18 protein-coding genes and 1 pseudogene are annotated in these 21412 nt (G+C 42.9%); 16 read left to right on the top strand and 3 right to left on the bottom strand.

Annotated elements, in window-relative coordinates:
* The first annotated feature begins 89 nt into the window (after window positions 1-89).
* From ACTNB3_RS01065 to ACTNB3_RS01055, 3 genes are read left to right on the top strand one after another with little or no spacing between them, the layout of a single operon-like run.
* Window positions 90-854: an ABC transporter ATP-binding protein gene (locus tag ACTNB3_RS01065; RefSeq protein WP_427806282.1), complete on the top strand. Its 765-nt coding sequence runs from the start codon at window positions 90-92 to the stop codon at window positions 852-854.
* Entirely contained in the window at window positions 851-2407 is a 1557-nt protein-coding gene (locus tag ACTNB3_RS01060) for a COG1361 S-layer family protein (RefSeq protein WP_427806283.1), read from the top strand. Before ACTNB3_RS01065 ends, ACTNB3_RS01060 begins: the two co-directional genes overlap by 4 nt.
* A complete protein-coding gene (locus ACTNB3_RS01055) occupies window positions 2364-3740 on the top strand; it encodes an ABC transporter permease (protein WP_441024174.1) in 1377 nt (458 codons plus the stop codon). Before ACTNB3_RS01060 ends, ACTNB3_RS01055 begins: the two co-directional genes overlap by 44 nt.
* 35 nt (window positions 3741-3775) lie before the next feature.
* Here the strand turns inward: ACTNB3_RS01055 and ACTNB3_RS01050 are convergent, their stop codons facing one another.
* Window positions 3776-4792 (bottom strand): M42 family metallopeptidase, encoded by a 1017-nt coding sequence (locus tag ACTNB3_RS01050; RefSeq protein WP_441024171.1) that lies wholly within the window; start codon window positions 4790-4792, stop codon window positions 3776-3778.
* Between the two features lie 141 nt (window positions 4793-4933).
* Here ACTNB3_RS01050 and ACTNB3_RS01045 point away from each other — a divergent pair, with 141 nt between their 5' ends.
* Complete coding sequence (locus tag ACTNB3_RS01045) at window positions 4934-5788, top strand: MurR/RpiR family transcriptional regulator (RefSeq protein ID WP_320856045.1); 855 nt, start codon at window positions 4934-4936, stop codon at window positions 5786-5788.
* Between the two features lie 452 nt (window positions 5789-6240).
* Here ACTNB3_RS01045 and ACTNB3_RS01040 read toward each other — a convergent pair.
* Window positions 6241-7717: pseudogene (locus tag ACTNB3_RS01040) on the bottom strand (DDE-type integrase/transposase/recombinase).
* A 175-nt stretch (window positions 7718-7892) separates the two neighbouring features.
* Here ACTNB3_RS01040 and ACTNB3_RS01035 point away from each other — a divergent pair.
* The 8 genes from ACTNB3_RS01035 (at window position 7893) to ACTNB3_RS01000 (ending at window position 17665) form a co-directional block, all read left to right on the top strand.
* The gene (locus tag ACTNB3_RS01035; RefSeq protein ID WP_441024169.1) at window positions 7893-9572 is read left to right on the top strand and encodes a peptide ABC transporter substrate-binding protein; all 1680 of its coding nucleotides are present in this window, start codon (window positions 7893-7895) and stop codon (window positions 9570-9572) included.
* 105 nt (window positions 9573-9677) lie between these two features.
* Window positions 9678-10613, top strand: a complete 936-nt coding sequence (locus tag ACTNB3_RS01030) for an ABC transporter permease (RefSeq protein ID WP_320856043.1) — start codon at window positions 9678-9680, stop codon at window positions 10611-10613.
* Between the two features lie 16 nt (window positions 10614-10629).
* A complete protein-coding gene (locus ACTNB3_RS01025; protein ID WP_320856042.1) occupies window positions 10630-11550 on the top strand; it encodes an ABC transporter permease in 921 nt (306 codons plus the stop codon).
* 10 nt (window positions 11551-11560) lie between these two features.
* On the top strand, window positions 11561-12574 hold the full coding sequence (locus tag ACTNB3_RS01020; protein WP_320856041.1) for an ABC transporter ATP-binding protein: 1014 nt from the start codon (window positions 11561-11563) through the stop codon (window positions 12572-12574).
* A gap of 5 nt (window positions 12575-12579) precedes the next feature.
* Window positions 12580-13542, top strand: coding sequence for an ABC transporter ATP-binding protein (locus ACTNB3_RS01015; protein WP_320856040.1), 963 nt, complete (start codon window positions 12580-12582; stop codon window positions 13540-13542).
* Window positions 13543-13560: 18 nt separating this feature from the next.
* Window positions 13561-14940, top strand: coding sequence for a TldD/PmbA family protein (locus ACTNB3_RS01010; protein WP_320856039.1), 1380 nt, complete (start codon window positions 13561-13563; stop codon window positions 14938-14940).
* Between the two features lies 1 nt (window position 14941).
* Window positions 14942-16270, top strand: coding sequence for a TldD/PmbA family protein (locus ACTNB3_RS01005; RefSeq protein WP_320856038.1), 1329 nt, complete (start codon window positions 14942-14944; stop codon window positions 16268-16270).
* A gap of 39 nt (window positions 16271-16309) precedes the next feature.
* The gene (locus tag ACTNB3_RS01000; protein ID WP_320856037.1) at window positions 16310-17665 is read left to right on the top strand and encodes an MATE family efflux transporter; all 1356 of its coding nucleotides are present in this window, start codon (window positions 16310-16312) and stop codon (window positions 17663-17665) included.
* 61 nt (window positions 17666-17726) lie between these two features.
* Here the strand turns inward: ACTNB3_RS01000 and ACTNB3_RS00995 are convergent, their stop codons facing one another.
* On the bottom strand, window positions 17727-17990 hold the full coding sequence (locus ACTNB3_RS00995; protein ID WP_320856036.1) for a hypothetical protein: 264 nt from the start codon (window positions 17988-17990) through the stop codon (window positions 17727-17729).
* Window positions 17991-18125: 135 nt separating this feature from the next.
* On the opposite strand from ACTNB3_RS00995, the gene ACTNB3_RS00990 reads away from it, so the two are divergent.
* The 4 genes from ACTNB3_RS00990 to ACTNB3_RS00975 all read left to right on the top strand — a co-directional run bounded on the left by ACTNB3_RS00990 (window position 18126) and on the right by ACTNB3_RS00975 (window position 21411).
* Window positions 18126-18944 carry a glucosaminidase domain-containing protein gene (locus ACTNB3_RS00990; protein WP_441024162.1) on the top strand — a complete coding sequence of 273 codons (819 nt, stop codon included), beginning with the start codon at window positions 18126-18128 and terminating at the stop codon, window positions 18942-18944.
* A gap of 128 nt (window positions 18945-19072) precedes the next feature.
* A complete protein-coding gene (locus tag ACTNB3_RS00985) occupies window positions 19073-19585 on the top strand; it encodes a cysteine hydrolase family protein (RefSeq protein ID WP_441024160.1) in 513 nt (170 codons plus the stop codon).
* 18 nt (window positions 19586-19603) lie between these two features.
* The gene (locus ACTNB3_RS00980; RefSeq protein ID WP_441024158.1) at window positions 19604-20251 is read left to right on the top strand and encodes a GTP pyrophosphokinase; all 648 of its coding nucleotides are present in this window, start codon (window positions 19604-19606) and stop codon (window positions 20249-20251) included.
* A gap of 245 nt (window positions 20252-20496) precedes the next feature.
* Complete coding sequence (locus tag ACTNB3_RS00975; RefSeq protein ID WP_441024156.1) at window positions 20497-21411, top strand: substrate-binding domain-containing protein; 915 nt, start codon at window positions 20497-20499, stop codon at window positions 21409-21411.
* Window position 21412: the final 1 nt, after the last annotated feature.

The following is a 21412-nucleotide window of genomic DNA, read 5'->3' as shown; positions in this document are numbered from 1 at the left end:
AAATTAAGATAATCTTAACTAATTTCACCGTTTTTTGTGTAGAATTATCCGATATACTGAGTACATAACTTTGTGAGAGGAGGAGTTTCATGGAGAATGTTATCGAAGTACATAATCTGTATAAACTCTACCGCGTCGGAGACAGTGTGGTTCGTGCGCTGAATGGTGTTGACTTTGAGATCCATCAAGGTGAATTCTGTGCGATAGTCGGGACATCCGGATCCGGAAAATCCACACTTCTGAATATGCTGGCAGGACTTGAAAAGCCCACAAAGGGAGAAATCATCATAGGCGGTCAGCATATTGAAAAGCTAAAGGAAGACGAACTGGTCAGTTTCCGGCGGGATAATGTAGGATTTATCTTCCAGTCCTTTCACCTCATCGGTACAATGAATGCTCTGGAAAATGTGGCGCTGCCACTTACTTTCAGAGGGGAGGGAAGGACGAGTAGATTGAAAAAGGCAGATCAAATGCTGGAGCTGGTCAATCTGAAGAAACATAAGAAACATCTTCCGAACCAGATGTCGGGCGGACAGCAGCAAAGAGTCGGGGTCGCCAGAGCACTGGTCGTGAACCCGAAGATCATATTTGCGGATGAACCGACAGGCAATCTGGATTCGCACACCTCCGAAGAGGTGATGAAGCTGATGCAGGATGTGGTACGCAAACAGAACAAAACCCTGGTTATGGTTACGCATGACGATCATCTTGCCACTTATGCGGACAGAGTCTTTCATATTATAGATGGAGAAATTGTACGAATCGAGGATAACAGAGGCAGGAAAGAGGCACTTCAGACGCTGAAGGAAGAGAAGAAAGAGAAAAAAGCAGAAAACAAGGAGCAGAGAGTATGAAAAAATTGAGAAAACTGGGAGCAATCATGATTTGCCTGGCAGTTCTGATGGGAGTGGTGCCGGCAATTCCGGCAAGAGCGGAAGAAACTTCTGTGGGGATTCCCATGCTGAGCGTGCAGGCAGCCGATAATACGATTTTAAGTTATAAGTATTCGGAAACGAAGAAACTGAAACTGACTGCCCAGAATACGGGAGGTGTGAATCTGAAAAATATACGGATTACACCAAGGGTCAGTGAAAAGATTGAAGAATGGCCGTTTGAGATTGAGAACAAAGATTATACTTATGGTATCGATCATATGGAACCGGGTGAGAAACTGACGGTAGAATTTGAGTTCACTGCCCGTGAAAATGTCAGCCTTACATATTATAAACTGCCGTTTGACTTTACGGCAGAAGCGGATGATGAATCCGGCAGAAAAATTGACGGCGAATATGGAATTTATGTAAAGACGATTGCGAAGGAAGAAGAAAAATCACAGGACAATCAGTCCGGTCAGAATAATCAGGGCGGACAGACGACACAGGAACCGTCCGGAAATACTGGAACGAGCGTTGACGACCTTCCAACAAACTATGGGGATGCAGGCGGTATCACAAATATAGACGGAGGATCCTCCGGAGGCGGAAACGTATCAACTCCGCGTGTGATCGTGACCGGATTTTCAACGAATCCGGCAGAAGTGAAGGCAGGAAGCGATTTCCGCCTGACGATTCATTTGAAAAATACTTCCAAGAAGACGGCGGTCAGTAATATGCTGTTTGATCTGAGTTCGCCTACAGAGGGAAGTGATGAGACGGCTTCCCCGGCATTTCTCCCATCTTCCGGTTCCAGTTCCATTTATCTGGAGAAGATCAAGGCAAACGGAACACAGGATATTTCGATTGAACTGAATGCAAAATCAGATCTGGTACAGAAACCGTATAGTGTGGAAATATCGATGAAATATGAAGATTCGGAAGGCGGACAGTACGAGAGTATGTCTTCGGTTTCTATTCCGGTCAAGCAGGATGCAAGATTTGAATTCAGTGAGTTCGAGATCAATCCGGCAACGATTTCTGTCGGGGAAGAAGCCAACATTATGTGTGAGCTGTATAACCTCGGAAGAGTCAAATTATACAACGTGAAAGCAAGGTTTGAAGGAAACGGTATTAAGACGGAAGAAATTTTTGTGGGAAATGTAGAATCCGGAGCAACGGCGAGTATCGACGGAATGTTGCTGGCGGAAGAGGCGACAGCCGGTCCGGAGACGATGAAAATGATACTGAGCTATGAAGATGAATCCGGAAATGTGACGGAATCCGAGAAAGAGTTTCAGCTTGAGATTATGGAAGCAATCATGGATGATATGAACATGGACGATACCATGATGGAAGAATCGAAATCGTCTCTTCCAATCATACCGATTATTGTAGGACTTTTGATCATTGCGGCGGTGGTTGTAGGAATAATGATCATGAAAAAGAAGAAAAAACGCAGACTGGAAGAAGAGGAGGAAGGCTTAGTCGATGAGTATCATAGACTTATTGAGGATGAGCATCGGGAATCTTAAGAGACGGAAGCTCCGGACATTTCTGACAGTTCTGGGCGTGATTATCGGTACAGCCTCTATTGTTGTTATGATTTCTCTGGGAATGGGACTTCAGCGTTCGCTGTATGAAGAGGTGGAACAGTCGGGTGGTCTTACGATGCTCACGGTTACCGGAAAAAGCGCCGGTGACGCCATGACGTATTATGACGGTGAAGAAGATGATACGACCAAGTACATTACCGATGATACAATCAAGGAAATTGCGGGTGTGGAACATGTAACCCTTGCTGCGCCGGTCTATGAGATGAGTGCCTATGCGTTAAAGGGAAAATACATGGGCTATATCAATCTGATCGGAACCACCAAAGAAGCAATGGAAGCACAGAATATGCCTCTGAAGGAAGGCGGAAGCTTTCCGAAGGAGGGAGGCAATGTATTGGAGTTGGTCTATGGAAACGGTGTACTGATGCAGTTTTATGACAAAAACGGAGGAAGCGGATACTGGGAAACAGGTGAGCTTCCGGATATTGATCTGGAGAAGGATTCACTGTTCCTGATTCTGGATGTGCAGTCATATGATGATATGAGGTACGGTGATGGTTCGTCCGGAACTACGCATACTGCAAAAAAGCATGTCGTCAAGGCAAGTGGTGTGGTGGATGGAGACGTGGAAACATATACACCATTTTACTATAGTGCTTATTGTGATGTGACAACGTTGAAAAATATGTTGAAAAAAGAGTTTTCCGGAAGAGTGATTCCGGGGCAGCCATCAACAAAGACGGGTAAGCCATATAAATTCTTTGCTTACTCTTCTGCCAGAGTGAAAGTGGATGATCTGGATCATGTAGAAGAGGTTTCCAATACGCTTCGGGAACTGGGATACAATGTAGACAGCAACATCGAATATATGGAGAGTATGAAGAAACAGTTCGCTATTGTTCAGGCGGTTCTTGGGGGAATCGGAGCGGTATCTCTGCTGGTCGCAGCAATCGGAATTGCCAATACAATGATGATGTCTATCTACGAACGCACAAAAGAAATCGGTGTATTTAAGGTTCTGGGCTGCAGCTTAAAGAATATCAAGCAGCTCTTCCTTCTGGAGGCAGCATTCATCGGTTTCCTTGGAGGAGTGATCGGAAATATATTAAGCTTCGCAATATCCGGTGTGATCAACTTTGTTGTAGGAAGTGCCGGAGATGCGATGGGAATGAGTAGCGGAATCTCTTATATTCCGCCCTGGCTGGCACTTGCATCTATAGGATTTGCGGTACTGGTCGGAATGGTAGCGGGGTATTTCCCTGCACTAAGGGCAATGCGGTTAAGCCCGCTGGCGGCTATTAGGAACGAGTAATTTAAGCCAGGGTACGGTGTACTCTGGCTTTTCATTTATGAGATATATGCTTTTAAGAGAGCGAGTGTATTTCTTACACCATCTGCATGGGAACGTTCATAGTTGTGAGATGCATATACACCAGGTCCGATGAGTCCGTGAGAGACATCATATCCGCTCTTGAGTGTTGCCTCAACATCAGAACAGTAATGAGGATATACGTCGATTGCGAAGTCAAGGCTATTTTCCTTTGCTGTTTTGATGAGAGCGCTGGTTACATCGTAGTTGTAAGGCCCGCCGGAATCTTTTGCGCAAATTGAAACCTGACGTTCTGTACATTCAAGATCGGCGCCTACACATCCCATGTCTACAGACAACATTTCTTTTGTGTCTTCTGGAATAAAGCATCCGCCATGACCAACTTCTTCGTACACAGTGAAGAGAAGAGAAACTTTACGCTTTAACTGAATATTTTCTTCTTTTACCATTTTGGCGAGTCCGAGAAGGATGGCTGCTGAAAGTTTGTCATCCAAGAAGCGGCTCTTGATGTAACCGCTTTTAGTTACGGTCGTGCGAGGATCCATTGAAATAATATCTCCGACCTGAATTCCAAGTGCTTTTGTGTCTTCTTTTGTGTTTACATTTTCATCCAGAAGAATTTCCATGTTAGCTTCTTTGCGTTCCGCCTTTTCATCGGAAACGTGAGCAGAAGGTTCGGTGTTGAGTACAACGCCTGTGTACACTTTTCCATCCCGTGTGTGAACCGTACAGTTCTCACCATCGCAGGTTGTCCACTGGTGACCGCCTAGTGTTGTCGGACGAAGACGTCCATTGTCCTTGATGGAACGGACCATTGCGCCAAGGGTGTCAAGATGGGCTGCAAGAAGCAACGGATTTTCTTCACCACCGAGCGTAACATGAACATTCCCTTTGTTAGAAAAATATGGTTCATAGCCCATATCAGTCAACACTTTGTGAACATGAACAGTCACTTCTTTGGTAAAGCCGGAAGGACTTGGAATCGAAGTGAGGGCTTTCAGTTCCTCGGTGATATAATTCATATAAGTGTTCATAAATTCCTCCTTGAAATTAAAGTATTTACTATAATTTTTAGTTTAATGCTTTTTTGAAAAAAATACAATAACATTTGCAAAAAAAATGGAAAGAGATTACAATAATACTAATATGGTTTGTTGTAGTAAAGAGGTAGAGCGATGGATATCATAAAAAAAATAGAAGAATCTTATTCCGAAATGACAAAAAAGCAGAAAGTAATTGCGGATTTTATGCTTCAAAATACAGATACGCTGACATTTATTTCCTTGCGGGAGTTGAGCCGGCAGACAGGAGTCACGGAAGTTACGATCCTTAATATGTGCAAAACGCTGGGGTACAACAGTTTCAATGAAGTGAAATATGAATTCAGAAAACTGCTTGGTAATGGAGAAAAGCAACAGCTGTATGAAGGAAATGAATATTATCAAATTGACATTCCAGAATATGAACTGAGCGATGAAGAGAAATTTCTGCAGGAACTCAGACAGGAAGAATTACAAATTGTTGTCGATACAATCAGAGAAATGGATACGAGAAATTTGCTGGAAGTGGCGAAAATTATTGTAGAAACCCAGAAAGTTGTCATTTGTGGAAGGGGTATTTCTTATTTATTAACCGATTTTCTTGCTACAGGACTGGCTGGCGGCGAAATTGGTTCCGTCAAGGTGAATACGGAGCTGAATGAAAATGTATTCGCCACCCTCCCTCTGATTGATAAACACACGGTGGTTGTTGCTTTTTCTTTCCCGGATTATTATTTTGCCACAGATAAATTTGCCGGCTATGCAAAAGAACTTGGCGCGAAAGTGATTGTAATTACAGACTCTGAAAATGCAGAGATCTGTTCTCATGCAGACAGATTGATCTTGGCAAAGAGTACTACCCGTCTGTCACTGAATACTCTGTCATCGCCGACAGCAATTGTGAATTTGCTGATTGCCGCAGTTAGAATTGTTGAAAGAAATAAAAAAGGGCGAAAAGTAAGAGAAGAATTCAGAAGATTCAGTAATTGATGAAAAACTCTTGGTGAAAATATAGTAAAAATATTAATGAAAATATGCAATTTGTACAAAATTGCATATTTTTTTTGTTTTTATAGATATTTATTAAAGCAAATGTTATAATAGTGATAACAAATTGAAAGAAATACTTTAATTTTAGGTAGTGTCAAGTAAGTTATGAAAAAACAGAGTCAATAAAATAGGCTCAAATGAACCTTGATAATTGCAGATATTTATTCCGATAAGCTCTCCGAGGGCTTAGGGCGCTGCCCTAAGAACCTGCAAGGGACTTGTCCCTTGACCCATTAATGGGCTCCGCCCGAACCCGTCCTCGCCGGAAGGCAGGAAAAGGGTGCAGTTGCCCCTTTTCTGCTGGATAGGATTATCCGTGAGCCTTATGTCAATAGACTTTCGCGGCATATCCTCACAGTCGGCGCTGCCGCCTGCTCCGGTATTCCACGGTTCTATTGACAACAGCTCCGCTCCGATGTAGAAACATCAGTTTTCTGCATATTTAGGATGGTCTGCTGGCCAAGGAAGATGAGAAGCTGCCACTTACCTGGCATGTTGTCAGCACCTTGCAACAGATCCACTTCGTTTAGAACTTTGTATTTATTGTGTTTGTGCGGACGAAGGAAGTTATAGTAAGCAACCCAGAGAGCAAGGTCGTAGTTGGCACCGTCGATGTTGTCAAAACCGTTTGTATGACGGTAAGAAGCCTTATAGGTGCGGTTGAGCCGCTCGATCATCTGCTTGAATGGGCGGTGTTCTTTAGAAACAGCATCGTCGTTGGTAAGCCCAATCACCTGAGTGATTTTGAAAGTAAAGTCTTTCCCGAACTTCTTTACGAATTCCATTGCGGCGAGAGGATAGGCACTGTAGCCGTCAGCGATAAACTTGAAGTTCTCCGGCAGTTTTGTTAGCCCCTGAAATGCCATACGCATGGCGAGGATGCAGGGATCCACCCCACGGTTATCCGACACCTGGTAGCCGATGATGGAGCGGGTGGCAGCATTCATGATAAGCCAGATATAGGTTTTAACACCACGGATTTTTATGTAGGTTTCATCGGCCGTGAAGGCGTCTCCTTTTTCGTAGGGATACTGGTCTACAAAGGGTTGGTTTAATGCAGATGGCGGCAGTCTTGCAATAGTTGGCAATCTGCTGATGTGAAATGCTGATGTTATACAGGTCTTTGAGAGCCTGAGAAGTTTTGCGGAGTGAAAGGCCGAGGTTTACATGAAGAGTCAGACATAAGGACATGACATGTGCGTTGTGCTTGCTGAATTTCAGAGAGGAGGCATTCTTTGGCAGGGTAGTTAAATCCATGCTGAAAAAATCCATCGTGAATTCACGGTAGATATAGTGGAGCTTATATTTATTTTTGCCGTAATCCTCTTTTAGGTCATCCTTATCCACTTTTTTGAGGTTGTGGATATAGTAAGGGCATTTGGGATTGACACACTTATGGACGATAAAGTGCTTGCGGTCTTTCTTTGGAACTAGAGTGTTTCCACAGTGGGGGCAACGTAGTTTCACAGAGGAGAAGCGATTTTCATCCGGTGAGAATCTTGTATCACAGATCTTACAGAGGAGTTGTCCTTTGGAACCGTTGTTTTTGTACAAAAAAGGTTTTGGGGCATCACAGCGGGGGCAGGTACAGTCATCAGGAATGTCACACTCTGACCGACGGCTGACAGGGCGGATCTTCTTACCATAACGTTTTTCATAGTAAGGGATGAGATCTTTATAAGTCCAGTCCTGGCGGAAGTCAGTAACCAGAGGAAGTTCATCAATCTTGAACTTTTGGTACTTTGGAGAATGGGAATCATCAAAGGCCCACTGCTTAAGTGGGATGTATCTGCAGATAAAGTTAAGAAGCCAGCAGATTTGTTTATGTTGGTATTGAATAAATTGAAGTAAATAAAGTATAATGTCCATGAGCAATTAAATCCTTTCGTGTTTTGTTTGTTTGGCGATAGACATTATACTACAAAAAGGGAGGTAATTGCTCTTTTTATTTGCAAACCTCCGAAAATCAAGGTTTTAAAAGAATTCTTAAAATAAAAAACAGGTAGTTTTTGACACTACCTAATTTTAGGAGGAGGTTAAAATTATGAAAAGAAGAATCATTGCTTTACTGTTAACAGCAGTCATGTCATTTTCTCTTGCGGCATGTAGTGGCAGTAAAGAAAAAGCAACAGAAGGTGGAGCAGAAGAACAGTATGTGAATACATATCTTGCAGCAGATCCTACAACACTGGACCCAAGCCTTCGTTCAGACACATATTCAAGTGATATTCTTATGAACAGCATGGAAAGTCTGATCCGTGTAGGACAGAGAGACGGAGAATACACCTTCGTACCTGGAGATGCCGAGACATGGGAATCAGATGAAACTGGTACTGTATGGACTTTCCACCTGGGAGAAGACAGAAAATGGAGCGATGGAGAACCTGTAACAGCAGATCAGTATGTATATTCTCTTCAGAGAACAGCTGATCCTGAAACCGGATCACCAAACTCATTCTTCGTGTCACCAATCAAGAACTACGCTGCAATCTCAGAAGGTGAGATGGCACCGGAAGAACTTGGTGTTGAAGCCCCAGATGAACACACACTTGTCATCACATTGGAAAACCCAATGCCATCCTTCCTTGAATCCACAGATGCTTCTGTATTCTATCCACAGAGACAAGAAATCGTGGAACAGTATGGCGAACAGTATGGTGCAGATTTTGATAAGTTTGTCTACAATGGACCATTTAAAGTTACAGAATGGACACATAACAGTTCTATCAAAATTGAAAAGAATGAAAACTACTGGGATGCTGAAAATGTTGATCTTGATTACGTAACATACCAGATTATGTCAGATACGGCGGCTATCATGAACGCATATGAATCTGGACAGATTGATGTTATCACAGTAAGCTCACAGGAAGAGCTTCAGAAATATCAGGCAGATGACAGTAATGTTCATACAAAGATTTCTGGTGGAACAATCTCATTTGCTTTCTACAACACAGAAGACGAGCTCTTCTCTAATGCAAACATCCGTAAAGCTTTTACAATGGCGGTAGACCAGGAAAAAGTTAATGACATCGCATTCAGTGGACTGAGAGAACCATTATACGGATGGATCGCTCCGGCAATCTCTGTAGGGGACAAGACAATGCGTTCTGTTGCCGGAGATACATTGAAAGAAATGAGAAAAGAAACATTAGCAAAGACAACAGCAAAAGACATCTTACTGGAAGGTATGAAAGAACTTGGTCTTGGTGATGATCCTTCTACACTTGACGTTACATTCTCGCTTGCAGGAACATCAGACTGGTTCCGTACATTCGGTGAATACTTACAGCAGATGTATAAAGAAGCACTTGGTGTAGATGTTAAGATTGATTTCAGTGAATGGGGTATCTTTTCTGATAACGTATACAGCGGAAACTTCCAGCTTGGTTTCATGGCATGGGGAGCTTACTATAATGACCCATACGATATGTTAAGCGTCCATTTGACAGATTTCAACCAGATCGCAACTGGGTGGTCTGATCCGGAATACGACAAACTTGTTCTTGGAGCTTCACAGGAAATGGACGAAGATGCACGTATGCAGATGTACATTGATGCAGAAAACATCTTACTTGAAGCAAATGTAATGTGCCCATTTGCTACGTCAGTTTCTCACCAGTTCACAAAGTCATACTTACATGACAAGTACGCAGAATATGGACAGGACAACCTTTACTTCACACATGAAGGATGGAAGAATGTTTATGTGGAAGGAAGATAGTTTTCTGACAATCTAATATCGAAAAAAGGAAACACCAAAGGGCCGTTACCTGTAGGGGGAATGGCCCTCTTTGAATAAAACTCTTATGATAAAGGGGGAAATATTGTGGCTAATGCGAAATATATAGTGAAACGTCTCTTCTATATGATCTTGACAATACTTGCGGTTGCAACTGTTACATTCTTTTTGATGAGAAGTATACCTGGAGATCCTCTCGCAAATATGGCAAGAGCCTTGCCAGAACAGACAAAATTAAACTTTTATGCAAAATATGGACTCGATAAACCACTGATCGAACAGTATTTTCTTTATATGAAAGGATTGCTGCATTTTGACCTTGGAGAAAGTCTTGTTTTTGCCGGACGTTCTGTAGCAGGAGAGATTGCAAAAACATCGCCAGTCTCAGGTATGGTAGGTGGAATCGCACTCCTCATTGGTACAACAATCGGTATTGGACTTGGTATCATTGCAGCACTTAAGAAGAACGAGTGGCCGGATTACATCGTAATGTTCATCGCGATTCTAGGTGCTACAGTTCCAGTGTTCGTGCTTGCTTCTTTAGTACAGTATATTTTCGCTGTAAAACTTCATATGGTACCTGCTTCCGGATGGGGCAAACCGGAAAATTTAGTTTTACCAATCTTATGTATGAGCTTCAGTTCGATTGCAACGTATGCCCGTTATATCAAATCCAGCATGCTGGATACGTTAAATCAGGACTATGTCCTTACCGCCCGTGCCAAAGGGTTAAGTGAGAGAGCAGTCATTTTCAGACATGTTCTTCGCAACTCTTTACTTCCAGCCGTAACTATTTTCTCAAGCAGTGTGGTTGGTGTATTTACAGGGGCCTTTGTAACTGAAAGAATGTTCTCAATTCCAGGAATCGGTTTTTACTATGTGACTTCTATCAACAGTAATGACTATACAATGATATTAGGAACGACCGTATTCTATGCAGTACTTTTTATTGTAATGCAGCTGGTAGTAGACTTTGTGTATATGATTCTTGACCCACGAATCCGTGTGTCAGGAAAGAAGTAACCAGGAGGAAAAGAGGATGCAGAATTTTGCAAAAGAAAAATTTCAGATTATCGGGATTGAAAATGATGGTGTCGAATCAACATCAAGACCGAGTATTGGTTATTTTCAGGATGCCTGGAGACGATTTCGTAAGAATAAAATTGCAACAGCAGCACTCATCTTGCTTGCGATTATCATATTCATGGTCATCTTCGGACCGGGAATCAGTGGCTATGCATTCGAGCAGATTGACGAAGGTGCTATTAACCTGGCTCCATGTAAGGAACACTGGTTCGGAACAGATAAATTAGGACGAGATATCTTCGCGCGTGTATGGATCGCGGGCCGTGTGTCTCTTACTATTGGTATCGTAGGAGCGTTTCTCTCAGCAGTTATCGGCTGCCTTTATGGTGGAATTGCTGCTTATTTTGGTGGTGTCGTAGATGATATCATGATGCGAATTGTGGAAATTCTGATCAGTGTACCTTACCTCATCGTAGTTATTGTTCTTTCCCTGGTATTAGGAGGTGGAGGAATGTTCTCGCTGATCCTTGCCATGACAATTACCGGCTGGTGTGGAACGGCCCGTATGGTTCGTGCCCAGATGCTGACGATCAAGAATGAAGAGTATGTGCTTGCAGCACAGGCACTTGGTGTAAAACCTTCGAAAATAATTACCCGTCATATGATTCCAAATACACTCAGTACCGTTATCGTAGCTATTACGTTTGATATTCCGGGATACATTTTCTCAGAAGCCTTCCTGAGTTATATTGGACTTGGTATTCAGCCGCCGAACACCAGCTGGGGTGCCCTTGCTTCAGCAGCACAGGCCCAGATGACCTTCTACCCGACACAGTTGTTCTTCCCGGCAGGAATGATTGCCCTCACCATGCTTTGTTTTACACTCATTGGTGATGGCCTCAGAGATGCCCTGGATCCAAAATTAAGAAAGTAGAGATAGAGCTATGGGAAAATTATTAAATGTTGAGAATTTACAAGTATCTTTTCATACATATGCCGGAGAAGTAAAAGCAGTTCGTGGTGTCAGCTTTGAATTGAATGAAGGGGAGACACTTGCTTTCGTAGGAGAATCCGGATGTGGGAAGACTGTAACCGCCAAGGCGATTATGCGTCTCCATCCTGCAAATACGACAGAAATCAAAGAAGGTTCTAAAATCATTTATCGGGATCAGGATGTTCTTGCCATGTCCAAGAAAGAACTTTCCAACTATCGTGGAAATGAAGTAAGTATGATTTTTCAGGATCCAATGACTTCTCTGAACCCAACGATGACGGTCGGAAAACAGATCATGGAAGGTCTTAGACTTCACCGTGGCTTAGATAAAAAAGCTGCAAGAGAAGAAGCAGTCAATATGTTGAAACTCGTTAAGATTCCGGATGCGGAAAAGCGTATTGATGCTTATCCTCACGAAATGTCAGGTGGTATGCGTCAGAGAGTCATGATTGCCATTGCACTTGCATGTAATCCGACCCTTCTGATCGCAGATGAACCGACGACCGCCCTTGACGTTACGATCCAGGCACAGATTATGGAGCTTTTGGGAGAACTGAAAAAGGAGCTTAACACGGCAATCATTCTTGTTACTCATGATCTTGGTGTTGTTGCAGACTTTGCAGACAGAATTCAGGTCATGTATGCCGGACAGGTCATTGAAAGAGGAACCGTGCAGGAAATCTTCAAGAATGCGAAACATCCATATACATGGGCACTTTTGGCGTCTGTTCCAAGACTGGATTCAGAAAATAAAAAAGACTTATATGCACTTCAGGGAACACCGCCGGATTTGATCAATGAGTTGAAGCATTGTCCATTTGCGGAAAGATGTGAATACTGCATGCAGATCTGTAAAGAAGCAATGCCAGAAGAGACACTGGTAGATGGTACACACAAAGTATCCTGCTGGTTACAGCATCCAAATGCACCAAAAGTAAAATCATTTTATGAAAAAGAGGTGTAGCGTCAATGAGTGAGATTTTAATTGAAGTAAAAAACTTGTGTAAATATTTCAGCGTTGGGAAAAAAGGGACACTGAAGGCAGTTGACAATGTTACACTGAATATTCGAAAAGGGGAAACCCTTGGTCTCGTAGGAGAATCTGGATGTGGAAAAACGACCTGCGGAAGAACAATCCTGAAATTATATGACGCAACATCTGGTGAAGTTTATTTTGATGGACAGGATGTGAGCAAATTAAAGGGAAAAGATCTGCTTGCATTCAAGAAGAGAGCACAGATTATTTTACAGGATCCATATGCATCTCTGGACCCACGTATGACGATTGGAGAAATCGTTGCAGAAGGTATGGATGTGCATTTTAATTACAGTGCAGCAGAAAAGAGCAAAAAAGTGACAGAACTTCTTCGAAGTGTAGGTTTGAAAGAAGAATTTGCGAACCGTTTCGCACACGAACTTTCCGGTGGACAGAGACAGCGTATTGGTATTGCACGTGCGCTTGCGGTAGACCCGGATTTCATCGTTTGTGATGAGCCGATTTCAGCCCTTGATGTTTCGATTCAGGCACAGGTGGTAAATCTTCTGATCAAATTACAGAGGGAAAGAGGACTCACCTACCTGTTCATTTCGCATGACCTTTCTATGGTAAGACACATTTCAGACCGTGTAGGTGTCATGTATCTGGGAAGTCTTGTGGAACTGACTGGAAGTACAGAGATTTTTGCAAATCCAATTCATCCGTATACAAAGATCCTGATGTCTGCGATTCCGGTTGCAGATCCGGATGCCGGTGGAGCGAAAAATCGTATGGAAATCAAAGGAGAAGTGCCAAGTCCTATTAATGCGCCAAGTGGATGTAAATTCCGTACAAGATGTCCATATGCGACAGAAATCTGTGCACAGGAAGCACCGACACTAAAAGAAGTGGCACCAGATCATTTTGTTGCCTGCCATCATTGCCAGGCAAAATAAAATAAAGGAGAATGCAGTATGCTTTCGAAAAACGCGATAGATAACATTTTGGATGAGGCATCTTTGCGTGGAGCTGATTTTGCAGAAGTTTTCGATGAAAACACGTTGTTACAGGAAACAGAAGGAAATCCAGATGGAATCGGTCAAAGTAAGGTAGGACGAGACAGTGGTGTTGGAATCCGTATTTTCAAGGATAAGAACTGTTATTATGGTTACACGAATGATCGTTCTGAAAAAGCATTGAAAGAACTGATTCAGAATTTAACAAAAACGATGAAGGGCGACGCTCTGGCAAGAGCTGCCCTTCAGGAAAAGAAGATATATACGATGGGCAGTGATGTGATTCCGGCGTCTTTGCTTACTGCAGAGAAAAGGCTGCGTCCGTTAAAGGCAGCGGTGAAAGCCGGAATGGGGTACGATGAGGAAATCGTACAGATGAAAGTAAAGCTGACCGATATGGAACAGATGGTCCAGATTGCTAACACAGAAGGACTTTTTGTAGAAGACCACCGCGAGAAAACAAGACTCTACATCGATGCGTTTGCACAGTCGGGAACAGACACCCAGTCAGGCTACTATGGACCGGGTGCAATGCGTGGACATGAATATTATGATTTGATCGATGTAGAAGCCTGTGCAAGAGAAGCAGCAAGACAGGCAAAAGTTCTTCTTCATGCTCAGCCATGCAAGGGCGGACAGATGAGTGTAGTCGTTGCTAATGGATTTGGTGGACTTTTGTTCCATGAAGCTTGTGGACACAGTCTGGAAGCATCCGTGATTGCCAACAAGTCTTCCGAATTTTGTGGAAAGCTCGGGAAAAAAGTGGCTTCTGATGTGGTCACATTGATTGACGATGGATCCATTCCAAATGAATGGGGTTCTCTTCATGTTGACGATGAGGGAATGCCTACACAGAAGAATATTCTGATTGAAAATGGAATTCTGAAGAGCTATATGGTGGACCGTTTGAACGGGATGCGTGCAGGACTTGCACCGACCGGGTCTTCCAGAAGACAGAATTATAAATTTGTTCCGACTTCACGAATGACAAATACGTACATTGCACCTGGGAAGAGTACTCCGGAAGAAATCATCCGCTCCACAGAAAGAGGACTCTTTGTCAGTGCAATCAATGGCGGGTCTGTGGAACCGGCAACCGGTGATTTTAACTTTAGCGCCGGAGAATGCTATTTGATCGAAAATGGGAAAATTACGATTCCGGTGAGAGGAATCACGTTAATTGGAAACGGCCTTACCGTGCTTCAGAATGTGGATATGGTCGCAAATAACTATGAACTTCGTCAGGGATTCTGCTATGCTTCCAGTGGAGCATTATTTATCGGAGCAGGACAGCCGACCGTTCGCGTAAGTAATATGACAGTAGGAGGGATTCAGTAAGATGATGAATGCATTTGTTCAGAAATTTACAGAAGCTGCCCATGGGCAGGGAATTTCCAATCTGGAATTTTACTTTGAGACAGAAAAGAAAGTGTCGGTGAATGCCCATGAAGGAAGGGCTTTTGAAAGCCAGCAAAGCAATGTGACTTCCTGCCATGTGCAGGGTGAATACCAGGGAAAGGCAGGGGCAATCTCTGTAGAGGATTTTTCAGAAGAACTTTTTGAGGAAGAGATTCAGTTTTTGAAAATGGCGGCGGAGATGAAAAATATCCCATTCAAGGCTTTGAATCTTGCATCGACAGAGTGTAAAAAAGAATGGAAGCTCAATACGCTGGATAAAATGACGGAACATGTTCTTAGGACAGAGAAGCAGGTTCTGAAAGAGTATCCAGAGCTGAAGAAAATCAGCAGCTGCCATCTGGGAGAGACGGTTCGTGAGATCCGTATCCTGAATGACCGTGGAGTTTGCATGGAAGACAGTATCAAGTTTGCCCATGTATGGGTAAATGCGACAGCGGAAAAAGATAGTGTGGTACAGATTTCGGGAAATGATGCGACCGCATGTATGATGGAAGACCTAAGACTTCAGGCACTTTTTGAAGAAGCTGCAAAAGACGCCTGTGGAATGTTGGATGCAAGACCGGCAGCTTCAGGAAAATATCCGGTTGTCCTCAAAAACAGTGTGATCTGCGAGATGCTCAGCATGTACATCAGCGCGTTTGGAGCGGATTCTGTAAATAAAAAAATCAGTAAGCTTGCAGAGAAAAAAGGAGAATCCATTGCATCAGAGATCGTAAGTCTGGTAGAAGATCCAATGCTTCCGGGAGGAGTCAATAATCGCAGTTTTGATGATGAAGGAACGCCTACGAGTAAAAAAGCTCTGATTGAGAACGGTGTGTTGAAACTCTTCTTATATAATAAGGAAGAAGCAGAAAAAACGAATGGACAGACAACTGGAAATGGATTTAAAAACAGCTATAAAGGCAAACCGGAAATTGGAGTGACCAATGTAAGACTGGAAGGCCAGAAGAAATCAAGAGAAGACTTAATTCGTGAAATGCAAGATGGACTTTACATCACACATTGCGACGGTATGTTTGCAGGAGCAGATGTGGTCAGTGGTGATTTTACGCTGATTTCCAAAGGCTATTTTGTGGAAAATGGACAGATGACAGGTGGAGTCAATCAGATCACTGTGGCTGGAAATTTCTATGATATGTTAAAAGAAATAGGGGCGATAGGGAATGATTACCTAACCAGTCTGACAGGAACTGGAGCGTTTGTGGCACCATCTGTTTTTATTAAACAATTAGTGGTATCTGGTTCATAAAAAAGAAGATTTATACATAAGAAATGGAGGAATATAGAGATGTCGCGCTCTTCTTCGGCCACTCTTATGACAGAGGGACCTATTTGGAAACGAATGGTTGCTTTTGCGGTCCCTCTTTTTTGGGGGAATTTGTTTCAGCAGCTTTATAATACGGTCGATTCATTGATTGTAGGAAACTTTATGGGAAATAATGCACTGGCAGCGGTCAGTTCGTCAGGACAGCTGATTCTTTTGATGGTCGGCTTTTTTAACGGGATCGGTATCGGTTCTGGTATTGTCATAGCGAAAAACTTTGGTGCACGAAACATGAAAGATATGCGAAAGGCCATGCATACGGCAATAGGTTTTGCACTTGTTTGTGGTATTTTCATAACGGTGATGGCTGAGATTGCTGCACCGCTGATTCTGAAGCTTATTGGGGTCCCGGATGAAGTGCTGCCAAGTTCTATGGCATATTTCCGCGTATATTTTGCAGGGTCACTGGGCTTTGTTCTGTATAATTTTTCTATGGGAATCCTACAGGCTCTTGGTGACAGTAAACATCCACTTATTTATCTGATTATTTCATCGGTTACAAATGTGGTGTTGGACTTTGTTCTGATTGCCGGTCTTCATTTTGGCGTTGGAGCCGCCGCATTTGCAACCCTGGTCTCACAGTGCCTGAGTGCATTTTTATGCATCTGGCAACTTGCGCATAATCCGGAAGATCTACGACTGAACCTGTGGGAAATCTGTCTGGACAAAGGAATGTTAAAGCAAATTGTATCGAATGGAATTCCGGCAGGAATCCAGAATTCTATTGTAGGATTTGCAAATGTGTTTGTCCAGTCACAGATCAATAGCTTTGGTGCAGGCGCTATGGCAGGAAGTGGTTCTTATTTTAAGATAGAAGGTTTTGCGTTCATGCCGGTCACTTGTTTTTGTCAGACACTCACGACATTTATCAGTCAGAATCTGGGAGCTGAGAAATATGACCGAGCGAAAAAGGGTGCCGTATTCGGCGTTTCCTGCTCTATGTTCATGGCAGAAATCATAGGAGTATGTATTTTTAGTTTAGCTCCACTTTTGATCGAGGCTTTTGGCGGAAGTGGCGAGGCGGTACAGATTGGAGTCATGCAGGCGAGAACGATTTCATTATTCTACTGTTTACTTGCGTTTTCGCATTGTATGGGTGCAATACAAAGAGGTGCCGGACGAAGCTTTGTCCCGATGTTTGTTATGATGATCGTCTGGTGTGGAATCAGAATTCTTTATATTTCAATTGCAATCCGTTTAGTGCCAGTCATTAACGTTGTTTTCTGGGCGTATCCAATCACCTGGACGATCAGTTCAGTGGTATTTTTGATTATTTACAAAAAAACAGACTGGATACATGGGTTAAAAAAATCATATTGAGACAAAATGAAGAAAGAACAATCAGTTTTGATTGTTCTTTTTTATATTCTCTTCAGCTACCTTATTCCTCAATCACATGAATCTCTAAATAATCAAAATCAATTGAATCCACAAAATTATCCTGATAAAACCGTGTCTTTGCATGTCGTTTAAATTCATTTATCGTAGAATCCAGCCAGATCGGTTTGCTGAGATCAAATTCATAGCAGACCTCGTCCAATGCACGAAAAATCTTATGTGTTCTTGTATCATCACTGTCGTCGCAGATCATAGTGTCTCGTAACATGCGGTTATCTTTGAATTCTTTCGCCCATAATCGGAACATCGTTTTCCACTCCTTATCAATCAATCTTTTCTCAGTATAAAGGAATATAAATAGAAAGTAAATCCTTTTATAATGGAAATAATTTGTGTAAAATAGAATAGTTATTAAGTAAGAAAGTGCAGTGGACAAAGTGGCATGATACAGTTTTGGAACAGAGTTGAGAAAAGATTGGGAAAAAGGAATATACAGATACTGATTGCGATATTTGTAATGGCGTTGGTGTGTGGTGCCATGCTTCTGGAACAGAAGATTATGAAAAGGTTCCATGAAAACGTAAAAGTACAGCATACGGAAAAGACGGACGGGAATCCGCAGAAGGAAGACGAACAGACCGGGACGGAGAAAAGCAGTGAGAAAGATGCGGGGAGTAGTGAAGTGGAGGCGTTGGAGGCGTCGATCGTTCCCGGGCAGTATCCGATCATGGGAGAAAGTAGTATTCAGACTTCGCAGATGGTGGAATATTTTAATGAGAGTGGTGAGAACTATCCGGCGGATGCCCTTGCTAAGGGCGGAGCTCCCGACATTGAGACTTTTTGCCGGATATATTATGAAGAAGCGGTTCAGGAGGGGGTAAGGCCGGAGGTTGCTTTTGCGCAGACCATGAAAGAGACCGGATGGCTCCAATATGGAGGTGACGCGAAGATCACACAGTATAATTTCGCGGGAATCGGTACGACAGGAGGAGGAGTTCCGGGCAACAGTTTTCCGGATGTGCGTACGGGAGTCAGAGCCCAGATTCAGCATTTGAAAGCATATGCGACAACAGAAGCGTTGTCCGGGGAATGTGTCGATGATCGTTATGATTATGTGACGAAAGGGTGTGCGCCTTATGTGGAATGGCTGGGGCAAAAAGAGAATCCGCAGGGATATGGATGGGCGACCGGAGAAAACTACGGTTATGATATTGTGGAAATGATCCATGATATGTGGAATACGAAAATTTTTATTAAATAACTTTCAAATCAATTCAGATAAGAACTGGAGTATGGTACAATATGCATAGAGGTGTCTCGCGCTTGAAGATGATAGGTGAAAGGACGCTCTCGAATAGAAGAATTATGTATTAAGGGGGCTAAGTGAAGATGAAGAAATTACTGGTTGTCGTTGATATGCAGAAGGATTTCGTTGATGGCAGTCTCGGTACACCGGAAGCCGTGGAAATCGTACCGGGCGTAGTGGAAAAAGTGAAAGATGCGAAAGAAGAAGAGACGGATATCGTATTTACCAGAGATACACACGGAGAAGATTATTTAAAGACACAGGAGGGAAGAAAGCTTCCGGTCGTACATTGTGTAGAAGGGACTCCGGGATGGGAGATCGTTGGGGCCTTGAAACCATATGCCGGGAAAGTAATCGACAAGCCGTCGTTTGGAAGTACACAGCTTGCGCATTTTGCGGCGCAGAGAAAATACACGGATATTGAATTGGTAGGGCTTTGCACGGACATTTGTGTTGTGTCCAATGCGTTACTCTTGAAAGCAGCATTGCCGGAGGCTAATATCAGCGTGGATGCATCCTGCTGTGCAGGGGTTACACCGGAAAGCCATAAGGCAGCTCTGGAAACGATGAAAATGTGTCAGATTGATATTTTATAAGGTAAAGGAGAGAACTACATGCAAGCAGCACTTAAGAATTATGACGATGTGGACAGCTGGAAGACCGTCATGTTTCTTTATAATGCCGCACTGAAGGAAGTAGGGACGAAGCTGGATATTCTGAATGACGAATTTCAGCATGTTCACAGTTATAATCCGATTGAACATATTAAGACCAGAATCAAGACACCGGAAAGTATTGTCAAGAAGCTGAAAAGGAATGGCCATGAGACTTCTATCGAGAATATGGTGCGATATGTCAATGATATTGCGGGAGTAAGACTGATCTGTTCGTTCACATCGGATATTTACCGCCTCGCGGAGATGATTGGGAAACAAAGTGACCTGAAAGTTTTATCCATTAAGGATTATATTAAGAATCCGAAGGAAAGCGGTTATAAAAGTTATCACATGCTGGTGTCTGTGCCGATTTTTCTTTCGGACAGTGTGGTGGATACGAAGGTTGAGATCCAGATCCGGACCATAGCTATGGATTTCTGGGCAAGTCTGGAGCATAAAATCTACTATAAATTTGAAGGAAAGGCACCGGACTATATCAGTCAGGAATTACGGGAATGTGCGGATATGGTATCTGCACTGGATGATAAGATGCTTTCGCTGAATGAAGCAATCACCGCATTGGCTGGAGAACGCTATACTACCTGAAATGAATAAGAAATCTGCAGAGAGTTTTCCCGCAGAGTTATATATAGAAAGACATCCGACTAAAATACGGCCGGATGTCTTTTTGTGCTGCCATGCATACGTCTAAAAAGATCCGGAGACGCTTTTAAATCCCGGAAAACTTTACAAACACTTTACATACTCTCCGTTTTGGATTTTACATTATTCCTATATGATATCACCTGTAAAGAAAAACAGGAATAACCAAATGGAGGAAAGTGGTAATTATGAAACTGAGAAAGTTATTAGCAATGACATTAGTAGTGGCAATGACCGGAGCTCTTGCAGCCGGATGTGGAAGCAAATCAGAAGAGACTGGAGCAGAAGGGGAAGGAAAACAGCAGACAGCAGAATGGGATGCTTCCAATGATATTACGGTAGTTTCCAGAGAAGACGGATCCGGTACAAGAGGAGCATTTATCGAACTTTTCGGAATCGAGCAGAAAGATGAAAACGGAAATAAGGTAGACCATACAACAGAGGATGCCAATATTACAAACAGTACAGAAGTTATGATGTCAACCGTAGCAGGCAATGAATATGCAATAGGATATGTTTCACTGGGATCTCTCGGAGACAGCGTGAAAGCGGTGAAGATCGACGGTGCGGAAGCAACAGAGGAAAACATCAAAGCCGGTACATACAAAGTATCAAGACCGTTTAACATTGCAACAAAAGATGAGATTTCAGACATCGCACAGGATTTCATCAATTTCATTCTGAGCGAAGAAGGACAGAAGGTTGTGTCTGAGAACGGATACATTTCACTTGATGATGTAAAACCATATGAATCAAACGGAGCAACCGGTAAAGTAGTTGTGGCAGGATCTTCTTCTGTAACACCGGTTATGGAGAAATTAAAAGAAGCATATCAGAAAGTAAATTCCGGAGCTGAAATTGAAATCAACCAGAGTGATTCTACAACCGGTATGACTTCCGCAATGAGCGGCATCTGCGACATCGGAATGGCATCCCGCGAACTGAAGGATGAAGAAGCACAGGAACTTACTTCTATCGTAATTGCGACAGACGGTATTGCAGTAATCGTAAATAATGACAGTCCGGTAGAGGAACTGACAAGTGATCAGGTGAAAGCAATCTTTACCGGTGAAACAGTTGCCTGGGATGAAATCGTTAAATAAA

This window comes from Bariatricus sp. HCP28S3_D3, assembly GCF_052065755.1.
Lineage (GTDB): Bacteria > Bacillota > Clostridia > Lachnospirales > Lachnospiraceae > Allocoprococcus.
Note: the sequence above shows the minus strand (reverse complement) of the source record. Positions and strands in the feature narration are given on the sequence as shown.